Below are 23,591 nucleotides of genomic sequence, written 5' to 3'. Positions count from 1 at the left end.
TTCGCCGGGCCGATCATCGGGCGGACGACCTCGCCGGTAAGTTGTCCGCCGGCCACCACCAATTCCGTGCACAGCACCAGGTCGGCACGCAGGTCCGCGGCGAGCGGGCCGAGGATCGGGCGCATCGACCCCGACACGAGCACCACGAGGTCGCCCTCGGCCTTGTGCGTGGCGACCGCGTCCAGGCCGGCACGCACGAAACCCGTCGGGCTGTCGCGGATCCCGTCGTACCAGCGCCGACCCTCGCGGAGCAGTTCGGCGTGCGACGCACCCGCGAGGTGCCGGTAGAACCGCCGGTTCAGCTCCTCCCTCGGGATGCCGGCGGCCGCGTCCCGCCGGGCGGCCGCCCGCACCGACCGGTAGCGCGTGCCGTCGCCGTCGGTGACCGCCAGCCAGTGCCGGAGGAACTCGAAGATGCTCTTGCCCGCGAACAGCGTCTCGTCGACGTCGAAGAACGCCACTCGCCGCCCGGTCATGCCGGCCTCCCCGCACCCGCCCGCACGGCACCGGGCCGGCCGATCTCCTGGACGCACCGGTCGTACAGCCCCTCGCGGAGCGCCAGTGCGACCGCCTGTGTCCGGTTCGGACAGTCCAGCTTGGCCAGGATGTTTGTCACCAGGCGCTTGGCGCCGTGGTCGGAGATGGCCAGCCGGCGGCCGAGCTGCTTGTTGCTCAGCCCGTCCGCCATCAGCACCAGCGCCTGCTGCTCGCGCGGCGTCAGCCGGGGGAGTGTGCGCTGCCGCTCCACCTCGGCGACCGACGACAGCAGCCGGTGTACCAGCTTCGGCGGCATCGGCAGCTCACCGCCGGCCACCCGCCGCAGTGCCTCACCGAGGACGGCCGCGTCCAGCCCGGCGAGCGACACGAAACCGACGTTGCGCATGCCGGCCACCGCGCTCAGGTCCGCCGTGTCCTCGTCCTCGACCAGCAGCAGCGTCCGCAGGCCGTGGTCCCCCGCGACGCGCAGCCACGCGGACAGCGGCGCGTCGATCTCGTCCAGCGCCAGCACCAGGATGTCGGTGCCGAGGTCGACGGAGGACGGTGCGGCGTGCGCCGAGTTGACCCTGCCGACCGTCACGCCCTGCGGTGACGTCGCGAGCAGCTCGTCGACTCGCCGGCCAAGTGGCTCCGCCTCCACTGCCACCACTATGCGTAACTCGGGATCGGCCTGATTCCCACCCATGTGCGTGCCCGTCAGCATGTCCCGTACCTCGTTCGTGATCCCCTGCGGCGGTGCCTCGTTCCGCCGTCGGGCACAACCCTAACATCAATAAATACTCAGGAGAATGTTTTGTTGCGCGATTGATCCGTGACGCTGAGTCCACATGCGGAGATGTCAGATGCGACAGCGAATGTAATCGTTCGGGCAGTGGGGTTACCGGTACTGTTCGAACAGGTCAGGGGTGTACTGATGGCACGGTGCGAAGGTCAGCGTGCCGGTGGCCGCGGTGCGGCCGGACTGGGTCGCCACGACCCGCACGGAAACCTCGTCGCCCGGAATTTGCTCGCCGTCGAGAAATACCGGCACATCCAGTTCGCAGAAGGATCGGAAACCGGTGGACAATCCGATGAGCCGTACAGTGGGGAGAATCCTCGCGGCGGTGCACCAGCCGACCTGGCGGAACGCTTCGAGCAACACCATGCCGGGCACGTGGTCGGTCGGGTGGTCGAAGTAGTACGGATGCCGTTCGTCCAACCGCAACCGCCAACCACCGCTGTCACTGTCGTCGAGCAGCAGGACGTCGCGGTCCCGCAGCCTGCCCACCTCGGCGGGGCGCAGGAGCCGGCCGGTGTTCGGAGCCGTGGCCGACCGCTCCCGCCGGCCGCGGATGCGTTGGTACGCGGCGTCCCGGAGGGCGATCCAACGCACGCTCGCCCGGCCGAGCCGCTCGCTGCCGGCCGACAGCACGACGTCCATGCTCGCGGCGAAGCGGCCGTGGGAGGCGGTGGTCGGCCGGCAGTACGTGGTGGCGGTAACCGGGCCGTGGGCCGCCGGTGCGGGGTGGTCGACGGTGAGGTCGGTCAGCTCCTGGAAGACGAACCGGAAGTCCAGCGGCACCTGGTAGTAGCGGTGCGAGAGGTAGATGCCGGCCTGGCGCACCGTCTCCACGAACAGCAGCGGATCGGGCAGCCCGGTCGGGTCCGGATGGTAGAACCGGTGCCGTCGCGGCCATTTGGCGAAGACGGTGAACACGTCCGGCCGCGGCGTCGCCGCCCCGGTGAGCAGTACCTCGCCGACGGCCTTCTTGTGCACCAGCTCTCGTGGCACGGTTCGGGCGCGATGGCCCGCGCTGAACAGACTCCTCGACAAGGTGTCAGTCCCCCAGATGAGAGATCCCTGCGGATCGATCCCCCTAGCCGCACCTCCCGGGCGGCTCCCCGGCGCTCAGAATATACCTTCGGGAAGGTATGCTTCACCCGGGTATCGCATGGCCGGTGGAGGCATCAGATGACAGGGAAGTCGGCGACGCCGCGCGTGGTGAGCGAGGAGTGGGCACCGGTCGAGGTACGACCGCAGCAGGACCGGGCGGCACGCACCAGGTCGGAAATCATCGTCGCCGCAGCCCGGCTGTTCAACGACAAGGGCTTCCCCGCCACCTCGATCTCGGACATCGCCGATGAGGTCGGGATGACCAAGGGCGCGGTGTACTTCCACTTCCGCAACAAGGAGGACATCGCGCTGGAGGTGGTCCGCCAGCACTACGCGGGCTGGCCCGAGATCATCGCCGAGGCCAAGAGCGAGGGCCTGCCTCCGCTTGAAACGATTAAGGTCCTGGTGAACCGCGTCGCGCGGGAGTTCCGGGACAACATCGTCGTCAAGGCGGGCGCCCGGCTGCAGGCGGAGCGGAACCTGATCGGCGCGTCGCTGCCCCGGCCCTACGTCGGCTGGACCCAGAGCCTGACCGAGATGTTCACCGACGCGGAGGCGGCCGGGCAGCTCCGCGCCGGTGTCTCGCCGGCCGCCGCCGCGCGCACGCTGGTGTCGGCCTTTCACGGCGTGCAGCACGTCTCGGACGTGCTCACCGGCCGCGCCGACCTGATCGACCGGTGGACCGAACTGCGCGAGCTGCTGTTCTTCGCCGTCGCCGCCGGCCAGTAGCCGCCCGCCACCGCGCGGGACGCGTTCGGGGCGTCAGCCGGCAACGGTCGGGCCGTGGTCGGCGAGGACCTTCTTCGCCACCTGCAGCGCGTTCAGCGCGCGGGGAAAGCCGGCGTACAGGTACACCTGGCTGATCGCCTCGACCACCTCCGCCGGAGTCGCGCCGGCACGCAGTGCGCCGCCGACGTGGAACTCCAGCTGCGGCTCGCAACCGCCCAGCGCCGCGAGCATGCACACCGTGGCCAGCTCCCGGGTGCGCAGGTCCAGCTGCGGCCGGGCCATGATCGCGCCGAGGCCCTGGCGCACCTGCGCGCCGAGCGCGGGGGAGAGGTCGGCGATCGCCTCCCACGGAGGCACCGCGCCCTCCGGTGCCAGGGCGGCGAACACCCGCTCGCCCTCGGTGGCCGTGTCGACGAGCTCCTGCGTCATTCCGTTCCCCTACCTGCTCGTGTGGTCAGCATCCGTTCGGTGACCTCGCGAAGGTCCCGGCGGAAGCCTGGGTCGTAGGCCGGCGCCAGCGCGGTGGCGCGCCTGGTGCCGGCGTAGAACTGCCCGGTGTCGTCCGCCGGGCCGGTGATGCTGGCGAGCACCGCTGCCAACCCTTCGTCCACAGTGGACATCGGGGTGATGCCGCTCTCCCGGACCATGGCGGTGTCCATGAACCCGGCGGGGTGCACGCAGTTGACCGTCACGCCCCGCCCGCGCAGCTCCTCCGCCAGGTCGAACGTGTGCGCCACCAGCGCGAGCTTGGACCTGCGGTACGCCAGCACACCGTCGTAGCCGCGGGTGAACTCGATGTCGGCCGGGTCGAACGGGACCTGGCCGAGCGAGCCGACGTTCACCACCCTGGCCGGCGCGGCCGTCCGCAGCAGCAGGCGGGTCAGCAGCACCGGCGCCAGGTAGTTGACCGCCATCCGCAGCTCGTGGCCGTCCACGCTGACCTCGCGGGCGCCGCCGGGCGGCCCGAAGCCCACCGCGGCGTTGTTGACCAGGACGTCCACGTGGGTCACCCGCTCGGCCAGCGAGCGCACCTCGGCCAGCGAGGCGAGGTCGGCCAGCAGCGGGGTGACCCCGGGCAGCCCGGCCAGCTTCGCCTCGCTGCGGCCGTGGGCGAGCACCGTCCAGCCGCGCCGGTGCAGCTCGATCGCGGTGGCCCGGCCGAGGCCGGCGGTGGCGCCGGTGATGAGTACGGTCTTCGCCATACCGCTCATCGTCCCGCGGCACGCCGCGTGAGGACGGTCTCGACGACCCAGACCAGCAGGGCGAACCCGGCGAACCCGGCGCCCACCACGACCACCGCGGGCCAGCCGCCGGCGGCGAACGCGGCGGCCGACGCGGCCGAGCCCGCCACCGCCCCGCTGAAGTAGGCGGTCATGTACGCGGTGGTGATCCGGTTGCGCGCCTCCGGCCGGAGCCGGAAGTTCACCGCGAGGTTGACCACCTGCATGCCCTGCACGCCCAGGTCCAGCAGCACGACGCCGAGCAGCAGCGCGGGCAGCCACGTACCGCCGGCCAGCCCCAGCAGACCCCAGCTGACCAGGATCAGCGCCAGCAGCACGCCGGTGACCGCGTGGTCGCGACCCCGGTCCACCTGCGGTCCGGTGACCTTGGCGGCGTACGCGCCGACCACGCCGGCCAGACCGAACAGCCCGATGACGCCCGCGCCGTAGGAGTAGGGCGCGCCGCCGAGCAGGAACGCGATCGAGGTCCACAGCGCGTTGAACCCGGCGAAGGAGACGAAGCCGTACAGGCAGCGCAGCCGCAGCACCGGCTCCTCGCGCAGGATCGTGAAGATCGAGCGGAGCAGCTTCGGGTACGGCATCGTGGCGGTCGGCGCCAGCCGCGGCAGGGTACGGAAGAGCACCGCCGCGAGCACCACCATCAGCACGGCGGCCACCGCGTAGACCGTGCGCCAGCCGCCGAGCTGGGCGATCAGGCCGCCGCCGGTGCGGGCCATCAGCACGCCCATCAGCACGCCGCTCATCACCGAGCCGGTGACCCGGCCCCGGTCCTGCGGGGTGGACAGCGTCGCCGCGAACGCGACGAGGATCGGCGCGACCACCGCGGTCAGCGACATGACCGCGCCGGCGGCGATCAGCATGCCGACCGAGAACGCGGTGGCGGACACCGCCTGCATGCCGGCGACGATCAGCAGGAGCGTCACCACCAGCCGGCGGCGGTCCAGGACGTCGCCCAGCGGCATGATCAGCGCCAGGCCGGCCGCGTAGCCGACCGTGCCGGCGGTGACGATCATCGACGCGGTGTCGCTGCCGACGCCGAAGGTGTCCGCGATCGCGGTGAGCAGCGGCTGGCAGTAGTAGATGTTGGCCACCGCGAAGCCGGCTGCCACGGCGAACAGTGCCACCATGGCGCGGGACAGTCCCGCGTTCGGGCCGAGCCTCGGCTCCGCCGCCGCGGTGGGGGTCGTGGTCACGGGTTCAAACCTTCCTTGCCGCTTGTCGGGTGTTGGCTACGCTAGAAGCCGCCGTGCGAACCTCGCGGTAACCATGAGCTGACTGGAGACATGCCGTGCGCTTCGACCGTCCCGGTGACGTCTTCCTGGCCGACTGCCCGGCCCGCCTCACCCTCGAGGTGATCGCGGACAAGTGGAGCATGGTCGCCCTGCACGCGCTCGGGCCCCGGCCGTGGCGGCACGGTGAGCTGCGTGAGCTCATCGGCGGCATCAGCTCCAAGGTGCTGACGCAGACGCTGCGCCGGCTGGAGCGGTTCGGCATGGTGCGCCGCCACGAGTACGCCGAGGTGCCTCGGCGGGTCGAGTACGCGCTGACCGACCTCGGCCGCACCCTGCTCCCGGCCATCGACGCGCTGACCGAATGGGCGGAGACACACGGTGCGGCCGTGGTCGACGCACTCGACGCGGAGGAGGCAAGCCGCGCCGAGGACGCTCCTCAGCCGCGGAACGCCTCCGCGATCGCGTAGCTGTCCTCGAACATGTGGTAGCGGGTGATCAGCCCGCCGTCCACGGTCACGTGCAGGGCGAAGCGGCTGCTGAACGTCTTGCCGGTGGCCAGCACCCGGTGCGTGAAGTGCCCGAGCGCGACGCCCGTGCCGCCGTCGGCGAGCACCCGGTCGACGGCGAACTCCTGCGGCTCGACGGTCGCGGCCGCCGCCAGGAACTCGGCGACGCCGGCCTTGTCCGTGCGCGGCCCGGTCCAGGGCACGAAGTAAGCGCCGGCGACGTTGAAGTCGACCTCGTCGGCGAACAGGGCGAGCACGGCCTCGGCGTCGCCCGCGCCGAACCGGGCGAAGAACGCCTCGATGATGTCCTTCGTGGCCGAAAGCGTGGCGGTCATGGTGTCTCCATTCGTTGTCATGGCACGGGAACGGTCGTCAGCCGGGCGGCCGGGCGGGGTGCCTGCTCACGCAGGAAGGTCCGTACCGCGCCACCGGTCAGGTCGGTGGTGAGCAGGGCGAGGTGGCCGTCCGGGCGGACGACCGCCACCACCGGCCGGGGGCCGAACGCGCGGTGCAGCTTGGCCGCGGCCGGACCCGCGACCGTGGACAGGTCGAGCACCGCGTCGCCGGCCGCGTCGCGGTGGGCCTTGGTCACCGCGGCCCAGTCGCGTGGCGCGCGGCGGCCCGGCCAGCACACGACCGTGTACTGGTACGGGGCCAGACCCGGGGTGCCGTCGGCGAGCGCCGGGCCCGCGAACAGCGGCACACGCCGGCCCGGTTCCAGCCGGTCGCCGCGGCCACGCAGCATGATCGGGCTCGAGTCCGGGTCGCCGTAGTGCACGTCGGTCTGGCTCAGCAGTGGGACGAGCACCCGCTGCAGCACGCCGAGGGCGCGTGCCGCGAGGAAGGCCGCGTCCCGGCGGATGATGCGCCCCGTGCTGCGCTGCAACGCGAACCGGGCCTGCGCGGCGGAGGTGCGGGACATCCGCTCCGCGGCGACCGCCCGCTCCGGCTCGTAGGTGTCCACGATGGACTCGTCCAGCCGGCCGCGGAGCACGCCGCCGAGCTTCCACCCCAGGTTCACCGCGTCCTGCAGGCCCACGTTCATGCCCTGGCCGCCGGCCGGGCTGATCACGTGTGCCGCGTCGCCGGCCAGCAGGCACCGGCCCGCCCGGTACCTCTCCGCCAGGCCGAGGCGCGGGCGGAACGACCGGGTCCAGTCCGGCTCGCCGACGTGCACGTCCCGGCCGGCTCGCTCCTTGATGATCCGCTCCAGCAGCTCGGCCGGCGGGTTCGGCTCGTCCTCGCCGCGGTGCGGGATGTTCGCGGCGATCCGGTAGTGCCCGTTGCGCAGCGGCACCAGCGCGACCACACCGGTCCGGCAGTAGTAGTACTGCGCCTCGGCCGGCACGTCCCCGGTCACCGGCGCGTCGCCGATCGCGTAGGTCACGTCGATCGGGTCGCCGTCGAACCGGATGTCGAGCAGCGTGCGCACCGTGCTGGCCGGCCCGTCCGCGCCGACCAGGTAGTCCGCGGTCACCCGCTCGGTCGTGCCGTCGGGGAGGCGCAGCGTGGCCACCGGGCGCTCGCCGGTGTTGTCGAGGTCGACCAGGCGGACCTCGTGTTCGATCGTGCCGCCCAGCTCGGCCACCCGCTCGCGCAGCACGCGCTCGGTGTCGCGCTGGGGCAGCGTCAGGACGAACGGGTACGGCGAGTCGGGGTGGCGGTCCAGCCGGGCGCTGCCGCGCAGCCGCCGCTCCGAGTAGTAGTGCACGGACGGGGACCGGTGTCCGGTATGGACCAACCGCTCGGCGACGTCGATGCCGCGCAGGATCTCCAGGCTGCGCGGCCAGACCAGGATGCCGCGCGAGTGCGGGTCGACGTCCCGTGCCCGGTTCTCCGCGTCGACGAGCCTGATGTCGATGCCCTGCTGGAGGAGCTCACACGCGAGCACCATGCCCACCGGGCCGGCGCCGACGATCAGCACCTCGGTTCTGCTCGTTTGCTCGGTCATGGTCAGCGCACCTTGTCCATCAGGTAGTCGAGACCCGCGCGGGCGGTCTGGTCGTACCGCAGGTCACCTTCCGGGATGTCCACTCCGTACTCCTTGCGCACCCACAACGCGATCTCCATGAGGTGCAGGGAGTCCAGGCCCAGCTTCTCGAACGTGCTGTCCAGGTTCAGCTCGCCCGGCTCGACCTCGGCCTTCTCCGCGATCAGCTCGACGAGGCGGGTGTCCACCGCGAGTTCCACTTTCTTCCCTTTCTGTCAGTAGGACGTGAGGCGCGGCCATTCGAGTGCCACCGCGCCCCAGGTGGCGCCGCCGCCGAACGCCGTGAGCAGGACCCGGTCGCCGGCACACAACCGTCCGCGCTGTGCGGCGTCGGCCAGCGCGAGGGGGATCGACGCGGCCGCCGTGTTGCCGTACCTGTCGAGGTTCACGAACGCCTTCTCGTGCGGCAGGCCCAGCTGGTCGGCCACGGCATACAGGATGCGCACGTTCGCCTGGTGCCCGACCAGCAGGTCGACCGACTCGGGCGGCCAGCCGGTCTTCTCCAGCACGTTCCTGCTGGACTCGACCATGCGGGTCACCGCGTTCATGAACACCGGGCGGCCCTGCATCTTCATGAACTCGTCGCCGGGGGCGCGGGCGACCCGTCGGCGGGAGCCGCCGGCGGGGATCATGATCAGGTCGGCCAGGTCGCCGTCGCTGCCGAGGTCGAACGCGACCAGCGCGCCCCGCCGGGCCTCGTCGCCCGCCTCCAGCACCACCGCGCCCGCGCCGTCGCCGAAGATCGGCGCGGTGGTCCGGTCGCCCGGGTCGATGATCGTGGTGAACGCCTCGGCGCCGATCACCAGCACCCGGTCGGCGATGCCGGCGGAGACGAGTCCCGAGCCGCTCGCCAGTCCGTAGAGGAATCCCGAGCACACGGCGCCGACGTCGTAGGCGGCGACGCGGCCGAGGCCGAGCCGGGCGGCCACCGACGGGGCCGTGGCCGGGCACCGGTGGTCCGGGGTCGTGGTGGCCAGCACCACCGCGTCCACCGCGTCCACCTCGGCCGACTTCAGCGCGTGCGCGCCGGCCTGCACGGCCAGGTCGCCGGTCGCGATGTCGGGCGTGACCACCCGGCGCTCGCGGATGCCGGTCCTCGACACGATCCACTCGTCGCTGGTGTCCATGCGGGCGGCCAGCATCTCGTTGGTCAGCACCGACTCCGGCACCGCGGCGCCGAGTCCGGTGAGGATTGTCGCGCGGCCCATGTCAGGACGCGGTCGCCTTCGCCCAGGCGCGGTCGGACTCGATGGTCATGTCCACCTCGCGGTACTCCTCCTGGGCCCGCTCGATGGCGGTGCGCACGTCGATGACCGGCGTGAGGTCGAAGATGTCCACGATCCCGTTGAGGCGCTCGGAAAGTGAGCCGCCCACCACGTGGCGGGGGATGCCGAGCCCGTCGATCGTGGCCGCGATCGACTCGTCGGCCATCGAGCGGAAGCGCTCGTTGACCGGGCGGTGGCCGTCCTTGGCCAGCTCCAGCTCGTTGGGCAGATGCACGAACGCGTCGTAGGTGTTCTTCACGTGGTCCTTGACCGCGACGCCGAGCTGGGCCATGACCTGTTCGAAGAACACCATCTCGGCCGTCCGCTCGACGGTCTCCAGCTCGGACAGGTGCACGGAGTCGTTGGGGTTGATGCCGACCACGACCCGCACCGAGCCGTAGATCCACTCCTGCAGCGAGGAGCCGTCCGAGACGAACCCGTCCGGCAGGTGGCTCTCCTGCACGACCCGCTCGACGTGGCGGCGCACGATGAGCTGGATCAGCTCGGCGGCGGTGCACTCCTCCAGCGTCTTGCCGGGCACCGCGATCGGCAGCAGTTCGCGCATGGTGCGGGCGCGGGTGCGGGGGATGCCCACGTAGTGCGCCAACGCGTAGGAGGTCAGTGTCTTCCCGGACGAGTAGGTGCCGGAGATGGCGAGCTTCATGCTGTGGTCCTTTCAGATTCGGTCGGGCAGCTGGTGGGTCACGGCGCAGGTGAACCGCATGCCGCCCAGCTCGGTGACGATGTCGGCGGTGCGCCACACCCCGCCGCTCATCTCGATGAGCCTCGGGTTCTCGATGGCGGTGGTCAGCGGGACGCGCTCGATGAGGTCGTCGCCCGGCTCGGGCAGCGTCATGTGGGTGGTGCGCATCCACAGCGTGTTGCTGACGCCGCGCCGCATCGAGTCGAGCTCGTAGAGCAGCACCTGGCCGAGCTGCAGGCCGGTGACGAAGGCGTCCACCGCGGTCGCCCTCGGCTGGTAGGCACCCTCGATGCCCTGGTCGGCGTTGACCACGTGCACGGTCACCGACGCGGTCGCCCGCAGCGCCGCGGCGTCCACGGACAGCTCGTCGATGCGGTGCCCGCCGCGCACGAAACCCGTCGCGTAGTAACGGGAGGAGGCCGGGCCGAGCAGCACCTCGGGATCGCGGTACCGGCCGTGGGCGGGGTTGGCCTCGGCGGCGTCGTGCACCGCGGCGCAGCGGATCCGCATCCTGCCGACCGCGATGTCCACTCTGGACAGACGACGGCCGCCCGGGTGGTCGACGGTCTCGGTCAGCGTGGCGGTGGCCGGTACCTGGTCGAGCAGCTCGTCCGGCGCGCTCCCGGCCCTGATCCTGATGTCGTGCAGCCAGACCAGCTGCCGCTGCGCGGCGGTCAGCCGGTAGGTCGTGGCCAGGCACAGCTCGGTCAGCTGCGCGCCGAGCAGGGTCGCGTCGACCGTGCTCAGGTGCGGCGGCAGCACGCCCTTCCCGGCGGCCTTCTTCGACCAGTCGGCCGGGTAGCCGAGCCGAAGCGTGGTGGCGACTCCCGTCCGGTCCACCGCGACCTCGCCGAACCCGTACTCCACCCGGCGGTAGCCGGACGCGAAGAATCTTTTCTCCGCCGGGCCCAGGAAGTCGTCCACGGTGTGCCGGATCAGTTCGAGACTGGACATTCGATACCCCCTTCCAGGTTTCCTGGCCCAACCGTATTCGCATTTCTCCGCGTGTTCCTGGGTCAGCTCTTCCGATTAGCGGGAGACTGTTACCAGGACCACCACGGTGGCCCATCTCATAGGTATCTGCGAGTTCTTTCCCGCCGGCATAACATTGCCGGGTGAGTTCTTCTTCGTCACCCATCGGCGTGGTCGCCGACTACCGGCACGAGCAGCTGGTCGACAAGCTGGGCATCGAGATCCTCGACCGCGTGCCCGGTTTCGTCCGCGGCACCATGCCGGTCGCGGGGAACCGGCAGCCGGTGGGGATCATGCACGGCGGGGCGAACGCCGCGTTCGCCGAGACACTCGGCTCGATCGCGGCGTTCCTGCACGCCGGACCGGACGGGCAGGCGGTCGGCCTCGACCTGTCCTGCACGCACCACCGGTGGGTGGGCTCCGGTGTGGTCACCGGCGTCGCCAGGCCGCTGCACGAGGGCCACGCCAGCGCCAGCTACGAGATCGTGATCACCGACGATCGCGGGCGGCGCACCTGCACCGCGCGGTTGACCTGCGCGATCAGCAGGCGCCGGCCGAGGAGCGGGTCGGCGTGTTGACGCCCGCCGGGCCGGGGTGGCGGCTCAGCAGCCCGCCCAGCCTCGGCGAGGTGGCGGCGGTGCTGGGCAGGTAGAGCACCAGCTGGACCGAGGGCATGCCGCCCAGCTGCCAGATGTTCGAGTCGAAGTCCAGCCGGCCCACCTCGGGGTGCTCGACGCCCGTCGGGGTCGACTCCGCCGGCAGCACCTCGTGCCGGCGCCACAACTCGGCGAATCGGTTGCTGCGTGCCGCCAACCCGTCGACCAGCTCGTGCAGTGCGGGGTCGTCCTGGTACTCGACCGTCGCCGCGCGGAACCGCGCGACGGCGACCCGGGTGAGCCAGTCCCAGTCGGCGCAGCGGGCACGCAGCACGTTGTTCGCGAACAGCCCGGCGAGCAGGTTCGCGTCCTCCATGGACAGGCCGAACACCAGGCGTGCGGCCCGGTTGAGCGCCAGGATGTTCCACACCTGGTCGACGACCAGCGCCGGGTTCGGCAGCCAGCCGGCCACCACCGGCTCGAACTCGGCGCCGTCGACCGGTGTGGCCGGCGCGGTGTGGCCGAGCCCGACCAGCCGGTAGAAGTAGGCCAGTTCACCGGGGTCGAGCCGCAGTGCCCGGCCAATGGCGCGGGCGATCGGTTCGGAGACCCTGATGTCCCGGCCCTGCTCCAGCCAGGCGTACCAGGACGTGCCGATGCCGGCCAGCACCGCGACCTCCTCGCGGCGCAGGCCCGGGGTGCGGCGCTTGCCCGGGGACACGGTCAGCCCCACCTGCTGCGGGGTGAGGCGCGCGCGCCTGCTGCGCAGGAAGTTGCTGAGCGCGGCACGTCGCCCGCTGAACGTCTCTGATGCCATGTGCGCAAACCGTAGATAGTCGCCTGAACACCGGTCAAGGAATGGTGGGAACTGCGTCGAGCGACACAATAGAAATACGGACTCACCAATTGGTGTACCCGATCGGGTACCTCGCCGGGAATGCCTGGACCGCCGGCCGGAGCGGCATTGTCGGTCCACCGCGCCCCACCTAACGTGCCAGCCGTGGGCGAATACGCCGTGCAGGGCACAGGAATATCGGAGCTCGTCGAGCGCTTCGGCACACCGCTCTACATCTACGACGGTGACGTGGTCGTCGAGATCTACCGGGCGGCGCTGTCCGACGCCGTGGAGATCTTCTACTTCCTCAAGCCGAACCCGAACATCGGCGTGGTCCGCCTGCTCAACCGCGCGAGCGGGTCCGCGGAGGGTGTGCTCGGCCGGCGAGCCGGACAGCGCGCTGCGCGCCAGGGTGTCGCCGGCCGACATCCTGTGCACCGGGCCGGGCAAGAGCACCGACGAGCTGCGCACCCTCGTCGGCCTCGCCATCCGGGCCATCATCTGCGAGTGCGAGTCGTTCGACGAGCTGGCCCGCATCGACGAGCTGTCCGCGCTGGCCGGCCGGCGCACTCCGGTGCTGCGGCGGTGAACCCGGATCGCCGTCGTGCTCGGCGTGGCGCCCGAGTCGGTGTCGGACGGTGCCCGGCTGTTCCACGACCTCGGCCTGGACTCGGTCGGCGTCATCGACCTGCTCACCCGCCTCGAGGACCGGTTCGGGCTGGTGGTCGAGCCGGAGGAGCTGTATGAGGAAGTGTTCGCCAACGTCGGCTCGCTCGTCGAATACGTCGTGGCCAATGCCCGGTGACGTGCTGCACGACCTGCTCGACCGCTGCGCGGCCGCCACGGGCGACGCGCCGGCGGTCAGCGTCGGCGACCGCACCGCGAGCCACGCCCAGCCGCGAGACCTGCGCCTGCGGTTCGTGGGCTGGCTGTCCAGCCGCGGGGTGGGCCGGGGTGACCGGGTCGCGCTCCTGCTGCCGCCGTCGGTGGAGCTGGCCGGACTGGTCTACGCGGTGTCCCGGGTCGGCGCGGCGTTCAGCGTGCTGCACGAGGAGATGCCGGACCGTGCGGGCCACGCACGTGCTGGCCGACCTCGAACCCCGGCTGGTGGTCACCGAGCCGTCCGCCCCGGCGCCCGAACCGGCCGACGTGCCGAACCGCGCGGCTCCCGGCGACCGCGCCTGCCTGATCTACACCTCGGGCAGCACCGCGTTGCCCGAGGCGGTGGTCGGCGAGCACCGGCAGGTGGTGTTCGCGGCCGGCGCCATCCAGGCCAAGCTGGGGTACCGGCCGGCCGACACGTGCTCGCGCCGCTGCCGCCGTCGTTCGACTACGGGCTGTACCAGCTGTTCCTCGACGCGCTGTCCGGTGCGCACGTGCGGTTCGGCTCGCGCGTGGAGGGCGGCGCCGGCCTGCTCGGCGTGTTGCTGTCGTCGCGGGCGAGCGTGCTCGCGGCCATGCCGGCGATGGCACAGACGCTGCTCTGGTCGCTCTGCCGGCACCGTCGCGAGCCACCCGCGCTGCGCGCGCTGACGACGACCAGCGCGGCGATGCCGCCGTCGACGGTCGCGGCACTGCGCGAGGCGGTGCCGGGGCTCGACGTGCGGGTCATGTACGGGCTCACGGAATGCAAAGCGGGTGTCGATCACGCTGGCCGGCGAACGGACGCGTCCCGGTTCGTCCGGACGGCCGCTGCCGGGAACCAGCGTGCGGGTGGTGGTCCGGACGGCACCGAGCGCGGCCCCGGTGAGGTCGGCGAGCGGCCCGCACGTGATGGCCGGCTACTGGCGCCGCGAGGAGCTGACGCGCACCCGGTTCCGCGACGGAGAGCTGCGCACCGGCGACTACGGCTGGCTGGACGAGGACGGCTACGTGTACGTCCAGGGCCGGCGCGACGACGTGTACAAGGAGCGTGGGCTCCGGGTGAGCACCACGGAGATCGAGGCGGCGGCCGCGGCGCTGCCCGGGGTCGCGCTGCTGGCGCCGTCGGCCGCGTGCGGTGCTGGTGGTCGCCGGCCCGGTGTCGGCAGGTGCCGTGCTCGACGGGCCGCGTGGTCTCAGCGCAGCCGTTCAAGGTACCGCACGCCTGCTACGTGGTCGAACGGATCCCCCTGTCCGCAAAGGAAAGGTGGAACGTTCCGCACTCGCCGCGCGGCTTGCCGAACGCGGAGCGTAGTTCTCGCTCGGGGGCCGTCCCCATGATGATCCGGAGCCGCTATGGTTCACGCCGTGCGCCTGCCGCCAGACCTCGATGAGGCCTACCTCCCGGGCTTGTTCGTCGCCCCGGGCCCGTATCTCGACGAGTACGCGGCGCGGTCGGCGCGTGCCCGCGAGTCGTTGCCGTGGCGGGAAGTCCGGTACGGACCAGGGGAGTCCGAGCGGCTGCACTTCTTCCCCGCGACCGTGCCGGACGCGCCGCTGCTGGTCTTCGTCCACGGCGGATACTGGCAGGAGTTGACGGAGTACGAGTCGTCGTTCGCGGCTGAAGACGTTGTGGCGCATGGTGGTGCGTTCGCCGCGATCGGTTATGGTCTCGCGCCGGTGCACCGGCTCGACGAGATCACCGCGATGGTGCGCCGCGGAGTCCGTTGGCTGCACGACAACGCGGCCGACCTGGGAGTCGACGCGACGCGAACCGTACTCGTCGGACATTCCGCCGGCGCACAGCTCGCCGCGATGTGTCTCGACGACGTGCCGGTTCTGGCGGCCGTCCTGCTCAGCGGCCTGTACGAGCTGGAACCGTTGCTGTGCACGTCGATCGGCAACGCGATCCGCCTCACCCCGGAGGAGGCGCGGCGGAACAGCCCGGTTCACCTGCTGCGGTCCGGGATGCCGCCACTACTCGCCGCTCACGGCGGGGCCGAAACGGCCGGATTCGGCGTGCAGCAGGAACTTCTCGTCACATCGGCTAACGCGGCCGGTGCGGTGGTCGATTCCCTGGTGATACCGAATCGCCACCACTTCGACCTCCCGCTGGGGTTGGCGGATCCACGCGATCCGCTCGGGGAGCGGGTTCTTGCCGTACTTCAGTGAAAGGGCCGAATGCGAAACATACTGATCACCGGGGGCTCCAGCGGAATCGGCCGGGCCTGCGCACGCAGGTTCGCCGAGGATGGCGACCAGGTCTGGTTCACCTACCGCTTCGGGAAGGACCGGGCCGAGGTACTCGTGGCGGAGCTGTCCGCCGCGGGCGCGGAATGCGCGGCGTTCGAGTTCGACCAGGGCGACTGGACGAGCCACGAGCGGCTGCTGGAGTCGTTGCCAGGGCCCGTCGACGTGCTCGTGAACAACGCCGCCGTCGGCTCGGCGACCGTCGTGGACCACGTCCCCGGCCCCGACCACGAGCGGGCCGCCGCGTTCCTGCGCATCAACAGCGTCGGTCCGCTGTGGCTGATCCAGCAGCTCGTGCCCGGCATGCTCGACCGCGGCTACGGAAAGGTGGTCAACATCGGCAGTGTCGGCGGTGGTGTCGCGGTGTTCCCCGGTTTCCACGTCGCAGACGGGATGAGCAAGGCGGCACTCACCTACCTCACCAGGCATCTCGCCGCGGAGCTGGTGCACTCGCCGGTCGACATGTTCGCGGTCAACCCCGGCGCGGTCGAGACGAACATGCTGGAGGCGAGCACACTCCGTGCCCTGTCACCGGATCAGCGCGCCGCGCTCGAGGCGCGGCTGCCCCGGGGGCGGCTGCTGAACCCCGAGGAGATCGCGTCGATCGTGTGGTGGCTCACCGGCGAGCCCGCGACTCCCTTGCACGGCGCGGTGATCGACGCGTCGATGGGCCTCGGCGTCCACCCGGGACTGCTCACCCAGGGGGCCGTGTGACCTCCGAGAGGGCCAAGCTGCTCGCCGCCGACGAGCCCGCCATCGCGGCGGCGCACTTCGCGGTGGAGGCCGACGCGTACGGCCCCGACAACCCCGGCGGCTACGTCAACCTGGGCACCGCGGACAACCGGCTCGTCTGGGACCTGCTGGCGCCCCGGCTCGGGATCCCGGCCCGGCGCTCCGATGTCCACTATGGATTGCTGTACGGCACGCCGGAGCTGCGCGCCGCGCTCGCCGGGCTGCTCGCGCCGGTGTGGCCCGGCGTCGGCGCGGAGGACCTGGTCGTCGTCAGCGGTGCCACCGCGGCACTGGACATCCTCGCCAGCGCGCTCTGCGATCCCGGCGAGGCGATCCTGGTGCCCGCGCCGTACTACGCGGCGTTCGACACCGACCTCACCGCCCGCTCCGGCGCCCGGCTGGTGCCGGTACACTTCAGCGCCGACAACGGTTTCGCGCTCGACCCGGCCGCGGTCGACCGCGCGTTGGCCGAGGCGAGGCGGGATGGTGTCGTCGTGCGGGCGATCGCCGTGACGTCGCCGTCCAACCCGGTCGGGCACGTGCATTCGCGGGCGGTGCTGCGGGAGCTGGTGCGGGTGGCGCGGTCGCACGGGGTGGACGTGATCGCCGACGAGATCTACGCGTACTCGACGTTCGGCGCGGAGTTCACCAGCATGGTGGGGGAGCGCGGTGTGCACGCGGTCTGGGGCCTGGCCAAGGATTTCGGCCTGTCCGGGCTGAAGGTCGGTGTGCTGGCGACGAAGGATCCGGAGGTGCTGGCCGCGGCCCGTGCGCTGGCATACTTCGCGCCGGTGTCCACCCACACCCAGGCGCTGGTGGCGGACCTGTTGAGCGACACCGGCTGGGTCGCGGGCTTTCTCGCGGAGAGCCGCCGGCGGCTGCACGAGTCGGCCACCAGGACGATGGAGCTGTTGACCCGCGCCGGGATCGGCTATGTCGAACCGGCCGGCGGGTTCTCGCTGTGGGTCGACCTGCGTCCGCACCTGACCGACGCCGGCGAACACGCGCTGTGGCAACGGATCCTGCGGACGGGGCGGGTGAACATCCTGCCGGGCGGCGTCTTCGCCTCACCCGAGCCGGGCTGGTTCCGGCTCTGCCACGCCACGGCCGCCGACACGGTGGCGACCGGCGTGGCGCGTCTCGCCGAGGTGCTCTCGTGAACGGCCCGTTCGAGAAGTGGTACGACAGCGCGGGTGTGCGTGGTGGCGTCCGCAGGATGTACGTCGGCGAGACCGAGGAGGGCAAGGTCTTCTACCCGCAGGACCAGGTGCCCTACCTGGCGCATGAGGCGCTCGCGGACCTGACGGCCGCACAGCGGCGTGCGCTGACGATCCGGCACCTGTACCAGTTCCTGCTGTCCACGACCCACCTGGAGACCAGGATCGTCAACACGACCGCGGAGCGGATCGCCAACGGGCGGGCGGGTTTGGACCTGTCGAACCGGATGCGGCTCGACGCGTTCAAGGTCTACTGCGACGAGGGTTACCACGCCCTGTACAGCCTGGACCTGGCCGACCAGATCGCGGCGGCCACCGGGATTGCCATCCCGCCGTGGGACTACGGCGGTTTCGTGGACAAGCTGGAGGAGGCGGGCCGGCGGCTGCTGCCCGACGAGCCGGCTCTGGTGCCACTGCTGCAGACCGTGGTGTTCGAGACGCTGATCACCGCGGTGCTGAACGAGATCCCGAACGACCCGACGGTCGTCGACGTGGTGCGTGAGCTGACGCGCGACCACGCGCTGGACGAGGGGCACCACCACCGGTTCTTCGCGCAGTTCTTCCACGAGCTGTGGGCAGGGCTCGACGACCGGCTGCGGGAGCCGGTCGCGCACGCGCTGCCCGCGTTGGTGCAGGCGTGCCTGACATGGGACACCGAGCCGATCCGCGCGTCACTGGTGATGTCCGGAGTGGACAGTGTGACCGCGGCGGCGGTGGTCGCGGACGCCTACGCCGCGAGCGGGGCCAACCCGCACGTCTGCCGGGCGACCGTGCGGACGTTCCGGTCGGCGGGCGTGCTCGAGGTGCCCGGCGCCGAGGAAGCCTTTGCCGCGCATGGACTCCTGTGAGGACCGGGTGAGACTGACGTACGCGACCTACCTCCGCCTGCCCGAACTGCTGGAGCAGCAGCGACCACGCACCGCCGAACACGACGAGCTGCTGTTCATCACGGTGCACCAGGCCTGCGAGCTGTGGTTCCGCCAGATCCTCGCCGAACTGACCGCCGCCCGCGACGACATGCTGGCCGGAGAGACGTACCGGCCGAGGCTGCGGCTGCGCCGGTGCGCCACGATAGAGCGGATGCTGGCCACGCATTTCGACGTGGTGGACACCATGGCACCGCCGGACTTCCTCCGCTTCCGCGATGCGCTCGGCACGGCCAGTGGTGCGCAGTCGGCCCAGTTCCACCAGGTGGAGCGGCTCTCCGCCCGGGACGTGTGGGACGGTTTCCTGGCGGTGCTGGTGAAGGCCGGCTTCCCGGTGGGGACGAGGGCCGAGCGGGCGGCGGCGTACCGCGAGATCGCCTACAACCGGTCCGAGCACGAGTCGCTGTGGGAGCTGACGGAGGCCCTGATCGACCACGACCACGCCTGGTCGATGTTCCGGCAACGGCACGTCCACACGGTGGAACGCCAGATCGGCCGCAAACCCGGCACGGCCGGGACGTCTGGCGCGGCGTGGCTTTCGAGCCGCGGGCACTTCTACGTGGAGCTGTGGGAGGCCCGCTCGGAGCTGTGATCGGCCCGCGCGCGGTCGCCGCACGATGTCCTCAACCCCGGACACCGCACGTCGTCTGGAGAGCACCGCTGACCGAACTTGGTGGCTGAGGCACCGGACTCCTCCGTCCATGGCGCGTTCTTGGGCGGCTCGGCCGTGGTCGAGGTAGCGGACCAGAAGGTTGGCGCTGCCGGTGCAGCCCTGTTCGCGGATTTCGGCCAGAATCTGGGTGGCCGGGATGTTCTCGGTCAGGCGTTGCCGAACCACCGTTCCACCTCGGGCTCCGGCAGCGCGCGCACCAAGGGTCGGCAAAGTGCTGTGGAAGGAACGACGAGAAGGGCTGGAAACTTTCGACTGGGCCACGTGGTGGATTTACTGGCGGTCATGTGTGTGGCTGGATGGAGGGTTGACTCTGGCGGCGGCGTTCAGCCGTTGCCGTGTTATCCACCGAGGAAGTGACAGCGCCATGGATCTCAGCGCACGCAAACTCGTCATCGGGACATTGTTGCCACCCGCCGTGCTTGCCGGTTTGTTCCTGGCGGCCGTGCCCGCCGCCGCGAACGTCGCGGTCACCCAGGTCAGTGCCGACCCCTTCACCGACGCGCAGGCCCAGCACCGCACGGAAGTCGAACCGGATACTTTCGCCTTCGGCAGTACGATCGTCTCGGCGTTCCAGGTCGGGCGGGTGTTCGGTGGTGGGTCGTCCAACATCGGCTTCGCCACGTCCACCAACGGTGGCGCCACCTGGACGCAGGGGTTCCTGCCCGGCATCACCGGCAACGGCGCCGGACCGTGTGGGCAGGCCAGCGACGCCTCGGTGGCGTTCGACGCGAAGCACAACGTGTGGCTCATCTCCTCACTCGGGGTGAACTGCCCGACGGGAACACCGGTGTTGACCAGCCGCTCCACCAACGGCGGCCTGACCTGGGGCAACCCGGTCACCACCGCCACCGGGTCGCTGGACAAGAACTGGATCGTCTGCGACAACACCACCACGAGCCCGTTCTTCGGCAACTGCTACACCGAGTACGACATCACCACCTCCGGCGACGCGCTGCGGATGCAGACCTCCAGCGACGGCGGCCTGACCTGGGGTCCGGCTCGCGCGACGGGTGACAGCGCCACCGGACTCGGCGGCCAGCCGGTCGTGCGACCCAACGGCACCGTCCTCGTGCCCTACCTGTCACTGAACGACCAGATCCGCTCGTTCCGCTCGATCGACGGCGGCGCGAGCTGGCGCTCCACCGTGCTCGTGGCCACTATCAGCGACCACCCCGACGCGGGCGGGATCCGCACCGAAGCGCTGCCCTCCGCGGAGATCGACTCCGCCGGCACCGCCTACGTGGCATGGGCCGACTGCAGGTTCCGCGCCGGCTGCCCGAGCAACGACATCGTGCTCGCCAAGTCGGCCAGCGAAACCACTTGGGGAACACCCACCCGGGTGCCCATCGACGCCACCACCAGCACGGTCGACCACTTCGTCCCCGGCATCGGCGTCGACCCCTCGACCTCCGGGGCGACAGCGCGAATCGGCCTGACCTACTACTTCTATCCCACCGCCAACTGCACCGCGGCCACCTGCCAACTCGACGTCGGGTTCATCTCCTCCACCAACGGCGGCACCAGCTGGAGCGCGGCCACCCAGCTCGCCGGCCCGATGACCCTGTCATCGATCCCCAACACCTCACAGGGCCGCATGTTCGGCGACTACATCTCCACATCGATCCGCAACGGCGGAAACGCCTTCCCCGTCTTCCCGATCGCGTCAGCGCCATCCGGATCAACGTTCACCATGGGCATGTTCGCACCCACCGGCGGCCTCGCCGTCATCGGCGGCACCACCCGTTCAGCAAGTGCCCCGGCCGAAACAGAGGTGACGAACAGCCGGTCCACCCGCCCGGTCACCGCGTTCTGACTCCGCGGCCCGATGGCGGGGTGGCGGCCGATCACGACCGCCACCCCGCCATCCGCGTTCTCGCGTCAGTCCAGCCGGCAGTGGCGGTCAGGCGTCGGGTGGCATAGCGGGTCCGGTGAGACGACGGAGGTGGTGAAGCTCGCCTGAAGACAAGCCTGACCAGCGCGTGGTTACGGCCGTGACATGGCGTGACGGCTCGTCGTGCACGGCTATCCCACCGCTGTGCGGAACGGGACCGGGACCAACAACTCCACGTTGCGGTCGGTGACCGATCCTCGGCGGCCGTCCTCGCCGGGAACCGGGCAGGCCCGGGACTGCCAGTCGTTGCCGGCCAACTCGCGTGCCAGCCCGGCGAGGGCGGTGGGGGAGTCCAGCCGGCGACCGGGGTTGGCCGGCGCGTCCATGTCCAGGACCGTGGCGAAGATGGACAGGGTGCCGTCCTGGTTGTCGACCAGCTCCAGCACCCGGGACTGCTGCGGCCAGTCGATGTGCGCGGCCGTGTTCACCTCCCAGAAGCCTCCGCCCGCCTGCGCACGGTGTGGGATCACGGTGTTGCGGTGGGTGTGGCCGTTGACCCACAGCACGACGTTCGGGAAGCGCAGCAGCAGGTCGCGGACACCCGCGCCGTCCACCCGGCCCGGCTCGCCGACCACGTTGTCCATCGAGCCGATGGGGTGGTGGCTGAAGATCACGAAGAGCCGGTCGCGGCGGCGTCGTCCGGGCGCGCTGCTGCCGGCGGTCAGCTCACGCTCGAGCCACGCGTACTGCGCGGCGTCGATGGAGCCCTCCGAGCCGCCGTTGGGGTTGACCGTGTCGAGCACGATGCCGCGCACCAGGCCGTGGTCGAACGCGTAGTAGGCGTTGCCGGTGTCCAGGTTCCACTGACCGAAACCGTGCCCGGTGGGCGAGGACGTGGTGGCGAAGTGTTCGCGGATCGTCTCGATGCGACTGACGAACCGCCGGCCCGGGTCCGCGGTGACCGTTCGAGCCGGGCCGCCCAGCAGGGTCGCGAGGCCGCGCGGATCCAGCGTCTGCAACTGCTGGGCGAGCGTGATGATGTCGGTCCCCGGCGGCAGGTCGACGATCTTGCGGTCGCCGACGGCCAGCGGAGCCAAGGCGGGGATCGGTGGCAGATTCCCCTGGATCAGACCGTCGTGGTTGCCGTACGCGGTGAGCCACGGCATGTCGAGGCCGGCCGCGCGGAACGGCCGCCTGGCCGCGTCGAGCAGGCCGGGCACCGTCGGGAAACCGAAGCGAGCACGTGGGAGATCGTCCTGCTGACCGGCCGGCGTGCCGTCCGGATGCCAGTACCGCACGTCGTAGGAGACCTGGTCGGCGACGCCTTCGTACCGCGTCGGATCCCCGGAGTCGGGCCGCACCCGCCGACCGTCGAGCAGGTCGATGTACCAGCGCAGCTCGTTGTGCTGCACGTTGTCCACGTTGTCACCGGTCGCGATGGTGAACGCCAACCGCAGCCCTGTCGCAGGCCCACGCCCGACCCGGTTCATCGCGCGCACCATGGCGTCGCTGATCTGCGTGGACAGGAACTCGTGTGCCCGATAGGACGACTCGAACGGCAGGAGACCGGCGAACGGTGAGTCAGGATCGTTGTACCGATCGAGGAACTCCACTCGAGCCGGCGACTGCGTGTCCACCGCGTGGATGTCCGTGAGCTGTCCGAACGCGACAATCGCGCGGCCCCGGCCATGGTGGCCGCCGCCCCGGCGGGCGGTGGTGAGCAGTTCGTCGCGGACCAGATGTGGTTCGCCGGGCCCGCGCACGATCGGCCGGTACCCGCCGGCGCCCGGCGGCCCGAGCAGGAGGGTGTGGTCCAACGTGGTGTTCTCGGGATGGAGGCGCCGCGGGTCCGCGTAGGCCGTGCCGGAGAGCCCTCCCGTCGCCGCGGCCGCGGCTCCGAGGGCTCCGACGCGCAGGGCGTCCCGTCTGCTCAGCTTCATGGCCGCCTCCTCGACGTCCCGCGGACGTCGACGCATTGAACGCCAGAAGCCGACGATGGTCAACTGCGTGATGGGCCAAACGGACCAGGATTTGTGTCGGTGGCACGGTGCGGGGAATATCTGCGGCGATTTCGTTCGGAGTGCTGAAACCGTTCCACCGCTTTGGCGGAACCCGGTTGCACCGAATCGGCGCCCGACGCAAGCCGGTCGATGTCGACAGCGGATGGTGATCTGGTATTCGACGCCGTCGCCGGTCAGCGCTACGCCGACGCGTTGCCGGAGTGCGATGTAGTGGCCGGCTCGTCGTCTGGTGAGGGCGTGGATCTCGCGGTGCTGTGCCGAGTCATTGCCGTGGAGTCGCGGCGGCACGACTCCACGGCATGGTGGGCGCTACTCTGCCGAATCGGTGTGCAGGGCGTCGGTCTCGGCCGGATGTGTGTAGTACGTCGCCGACCACTGCGGTTGCGTCGGCGCGGCCGTGCCCGCCCACCACACCCAGTCGAGCGGGTTGTTCGGGTAGGGCACGGTGTTCTGGCACGCCATGGCACCCGAGGCGGTTTCGGTGCACTGGTCCCAACTGTCGTAGTCGCGGGCAGCGACGCCGCCGCCGTGGTCGGCCCACAGGCTCTGGAATGTCGACGGGATGCTGCGCTTGGCGATCAGCGTGGCCTGCTGGGCGTTCCCCGTGAGGTACTTCGGGTAGTAGTACGCCTCGACCGCC

The 23,591-nt window shown here is 71.0% G+C and carries 27 protein-coding genes and 3 pseudogenes; 15 read left to right on the top strand and 15 right to left on the bottom strand.

The window, feature by feature from the left end; all coding sequences use genetic code 11:
- The 3 genes from ACJ73U_RS30430 to ACJ73U_RS30420 form a co-directional block, all read right to left on the bottom strand.
- Nucleotides 1-476 (bottom strand): HAD family hydrolase (locus ACJ73U_RS30430; protein ID WP_407781166.1); only part of this gene is annotated, 476 nt, incomplete at its 3' end.
- The gene (locus ACJ73U_RS30425) at nt 473-1,201 is read right to left on the bottom strand and encodes a response regulator transcription factor (protein WP_407781165.1); all 729 of its coding nucleotides are present in this window, start codon (nt 1,199-1,201) and stop codon (nt 473-475) included. The genes ACJ73U_RS30430 and ACJ73U_RS30425, both read right to left, overlap by 4 nt.
- A gap of 174 nt (nt 1,202-1,375) precedes the next feature.
- Nucleotides 1,376-2,269 carry a ScbA/BarX family gamma-butyrolactone biosynthesis protein gene (locus tag ACJ73U_RS30420; RefSeq protein WP_407781164.1) on the bottom strand — a complete coding sequence of 298 codons (894 nt, stop codon included), beginning with the start codon at nt 2,267-2,269 and terminating at the stop codon, nt 1,376-1,378.
- Nucleotides 2,270-2,449: 180 nt separating this feature from the next.
- Here ACJ73U_RS30420 and ACJ73U_RS30415 point away from each other — a divergent pair, with 180 nt between their 5' ends.
- Entirely contained in the window at nt 2,450-3,100 is a 651-nt protein-coding gene (locus tag ACJ73U_RS30415) for a ScbR family autoregulator-binding transcription factor (RefSeq protein WP_407781163.1), read from the top strand.
- 33 nt (nt 3,101-3,133) lie between these two features.
- Here the strand turns inward: ACJ73U_RS30415 and ACJ73U_RS30410 are convergent, their stop codons facing one another.
- Genes ACJ73U_RS30410 through ACJ73U_RS30400 form a run of 3 tightly spaced genes read right to left on the bottom strand, consistent with a single transcriptional unit; the run spans nt 3,134 to nt 5,534 of the window.
- Nucleotides 3,134-3,529, bottom strand: coding sequence for a carboxymuconolactone decarboxylase family protein (locus ACJ73U_RS30410; RefSeq protein WP_407781162.1), 396 nt, complete (start codon nt 3,527-3,529; stop codon nt 3,134-3,136).
- Nucleotides 3,526-4,302, bottom strand: a complete 777-nt coding sequence (locus ACJ73U_RS30405) for an SDR family NAD(P)-dependent oxidoreductase (protein WP_407781161.1) — start codon at nt 4,300-4,302, stop codon at nt 3,526-3,528. Before ACJ73U_RS30405 ends, ACJ73U_RS30410 begins: the two co-directional genes overlap by 4 nt.
- A gap of 5 nt (nt 4,303-4,307) precedes the next feature.
- The gene (locus tag ACJ73U_RS30400) at nt 4,308-5,534 is read right to left on the bottom strand and encodes an MFS transporter (protein ID WP_407781160.1); all 1,227 of its coding nucleotides are present in this window, start codon (nt 5,532-5,534) and stop codon (nt 4,308-4,310) included.
- A 95-nt stretch (nt 5,535-5,629) separates the two neighbouring features.
- Between ACJ73U_RS30400 and ACJ73U_RS30395 the strand changes: the two genes are divergently transcribed.
- Entirely contained in the window at nt 5,630-6,040 is a 411-nt protein-coding gene (locus ACJ73U_RS30395) for a winged helix-turn-helix transcriptional regulator (RefSeq protein ID WP_407781159.1), read from the top strand.
- On the opposite strand, the gene ACJ73U_RS30390 is transcribed toward ACJ73U_RS30395, so the two are convergent.
- Genes ACJ73U_RS30390 through ACJ73U_RS30365 form a run of 6 tightly spaced genes read right to left on the bottom strand, consistent with a single transcriptional unit; the run spans nt 6,010 to nt 10,991 of the window.
- The gene (locus ACJ73U_RS30390) at nt 6,010-6,414 is read right to left on the bottom strand and encodes a nuclear transport factor 2 family protein (RefSeq protein WP_407781158.1); all 405 of its coding nucleotides are present in this window, start codon (nt 6,412-6,414) and stop codon (nt 6,010-6,012) included. The genes ACJ73U_RS30395 and ACJ73U_RS30390 overlap by 31 nt on opposite strands.
- Before the next feature lie 17 nt (nt 6,415-6,431).
- Nucleotides 6,432-8,030, bottom strand: a complete 1,599-nt coding sequence (locus ACJ73U_RS30385; RefSeq protein WP_407781157.1) for an FAD-dependent monooxygenase — start codon at nt 8,028-8,030, stop codon at nt 6,432-6,434.
- Between the two features lie 2 nt (nt 8,031-8,032).
- Entirely contained in the window at nt 8,033-8,269 is a 237-nt protein-coding gene (locus ACJ73U_RS30380) for an acyl carrier protein (RefSeq protein WP_407781156.1), read from the bottom strand.
- A gap of 15 nt (nt 8,270-8,284) precedes the next feature.
- Nucleotides 8,285-9,277, bottom strand: a complete 993-nt coding sequence (locus tag ACJ73U_RS30375) for a beta-ketoacyl-ACP synthase III (RefSeq protein WP_407781155.1) — start codon at nt 9,275-9,277, stop codon at nt 8,285-8,287.
- A 1-nt stretch (nt 9,278) separates the two neighbouring features.
- A complete protein-coding gene (locus ACJ73U_RS30370) occupies nt 9,279-9,998 on the bottom strand; it encodes an AAA family ATPase (protein ID WP_407781154.1) in 720 nt (239 codons plus the stop codon).
- A 12-nt stretch (nt 9,999-10,010) separates the two neighbouring features.
- Nucleotides 10,011-10,991 (bottom strand): AvrD family protein, encoded by a 981-nt coding sequence (locus tag ACJ73U_RS30365; RefSeq protein ID WP_407781153.1) that lies wholly within the window; start codon nt 10,989-10,991, stop codon nt 10,011-10,013.
- A gap of 161 nt (nt 10,992-11,152) precedes the next feature.
- On the opposite strand from ACJ73U_RS30365, the gene ACJ73U_RS30360 reads away from it, so the two are divergent.
- A complete protein-coding gene (locus tag ACJ73U_RS30360; protein WP_407781152.1) occupies nt 11,153-11,587 on the top strand; it encodes a hotdog fold thioesterase in 435 nt (144 codons plus the stop codon).
- On the opposite strand, the gene ACJ73U_RS30355 is transcribed toward ACJ73U_RS30360, so the two are convergent.
- The gene (locus ACJ73U_RS30355) at nt 11,550-12,422 is read right to left on the bottom strand and encodes a helix-turn-helix transcriptional regulator (RefSeq protein WP_407781151.1); all 873 of its coding nucleotides are present in this window, start codon (nt 12,420-12,422) and stop codon (nt 11,550-11,552) included. The genes ACJ73U_RS30360 and ACJ73U_RS30355 overlap by 38 nt on opposite strands.
- Nucleotides 12,423-12,810: 388 nt before the next feature.
- Between ACJ73U_RS30355 and ACJ73U_RS30350 the strand changes: the two genes are divergently transcribed.
- From ACJ73U_RS30350 to ACJ73U_RS30295, 12 genes and pseudogenes are all read left to right on the top strand, one after another.
- A complete protein-coding gene (locus ACJ73U_RS30350) occupies nt 12,811-13,029 on the top strand; it encodes a hypothetical protein (RefSeq protein WP_407781150.1) in 219 nt (72 codons plus the stop codon).
- A 15-nt stretch (nt 13,030-13,044) separates the two neighbouring features.
- Complete coding sequence (locus ACJ73U_RS30345) at nt 13,045-13,245, top strand: acyl carrier protein (RefSeq protein ID WP_407781149.1); 201 nt, start codon at nt 13,045-13,047, stop codon at nt 13,243-13,245.
- Nucleotides 13,184-13,447 (top strand): annotated as a pseudogene (locus ACJ73U_RS30340) (hypothetical protein); the annotation flags it as partial. The gene ACJ73U_RS30345 and the pseudogene ACJ73U_RS30340, both read left to right, overlap by 62 nt.
- Nucleotides 13,395-13,652 (top strand): annotated as a pseudogene (locus ACJ73U_RS30335) (hypothetical protein); the annotation flags it as partial. The pseudogenes ACJ73U_RS30340 and ACJ73U_RS30335, both read left to right, overlap by 53 nt.
- 89 nt (nt 13,653-13,741) lie before the next feature.
- Nucleotides 13,742-14,029, top strand: a pseudogene (locus ACJ73U_RS30330) (long-chain fatty acid--CoA ligase); the annotation flags it as partial.
- A gap of 49 nt (nt 14,030-14,078) precedes the next feature.
- Complete coding sequence (locus ACJ73U_RS30325; RefSeq protein ID WP_407781167.1) at nt 14,079-14,642, top strand: hypothetical protein; 564 nt, start codon at nt 14,079-14,081, stop codon at nt 14,640-14,642.
- Between the two features lie 27 nt (nt 14,643-14,669).
- A complete protein-coding gene (locus ACJ73U_RS30320; RefSeq protein ID WP_407781148.1) occupies nt 14,670-15,473 on the top strand; it encodes an alpha/beta hydrolase in 804 nt (267 codons plus the stop codon).
- Between the two features lie 9 nt (nt 15,474-15,482).
- A complete protein-coding gene (locus tag ACJ73U_RS30315; RefSeq protein WP_407781147.1) occupies nt 15,483-16,265 on the top strand; it encodes an SDR family NAD(P)-dependent oxidoreductase in 783 nt (260 codons plus the stop codon).
- Nucleotides 16,262-17,443 carry an aminotransferase class I/II-fold pyridoxal phosphate-dependent enzyme gene (locus ACJ73U_RS30310; RefSeq protein ID WP_407781146.1) on the top strand — a complete coding sequence of 394 codons (1,182 nt, stop codon included), beginning with the start codon at nt 16,262-16,264 and terminating at the stop codon, nt 17,441-17,443. Before ACJ73U_RS30315 ends, ACJ73U_RS30310 begins: the two co-directional genes overlap by 4 nt.
- Nucleotides 17,440-18,348 (top strand): diiron oxygenase, encoded by a 909-nt coding sequence (locus ACJ73U_RS30305; RefSeq protein ID WP_407781145.1) that lies wholly within the window; start codon nt 17,440-17,442, stop codon nt 18,346-18,348. Before ACJ73U_RS30310 ends, ACJ73U_RS30305 begins: the two co-directional genes overlap by 4 nt.
- A gap of 7 nt (nt 18,349-18,355) precedes the next feature.
- Nucleotides 18,356-19,018: a tryptophan 2,3-dioxygenase family protein gene (locus tag ACJ73U_RS30300; RefSeq protein WP_407781144.1), complete on the top strand. Its 663-nt coding sequence runs from the start codon at nt 18,356-18,358 to the stop codon at nt 19,016-19,018.
- 445 nt (nt 19,019-19,463) lie between these two features.
- Nucleotides 19,464-20,912, top strand: coding sequence for a sialidase family protein (locus ACJ73U_RS30295; RefSeq protein WP_407781143.1), 1,449 nt, complete (start codon nt 19,464-19,466; stop codon nt 20,910-20,912).
- Nucleotides 20,913-21,121: 209 nt separating this feature from the next.
- Here the strand turns inward: ACJ73U_RS30295 and ACJ73U_RS30290 are convergent, their stop codons facing one another.
- Nucleotides 21,122-22,870: a TIGR03767 family metallophosphoesterase gene (locus ACJ73U_RS30290; protein WP_407781142.1), complete on the bottom strand. Its 1,749-nt coding sequence runs from the start codon at nt 22,868-22,870 to the stop codon at nt 21,122-21,124.
- A gap of 390 nt (nt 22,871-23,260) precedes the next feature.
- A partial coding sequence (locus ACJ73U_RS30285; protein ID WP_407781141.1) for a hypothetical protein occupies nt 23,261-23,591 on the bottom strand: 331 nt, incomplete at its 5' end.

The sequence above is a fragment of the Actinophytocola sp. genome (genome assembly GCF_045807065.1).
Lineage (GTDB): Bacteria > Actinomycetota > Actinomycetes > Mycobacteriales > Pseudonocardiaceae > Actinophytocola.
This window is presented reverse-complemented; position numbering and strand designations above follow the sequence as displayed.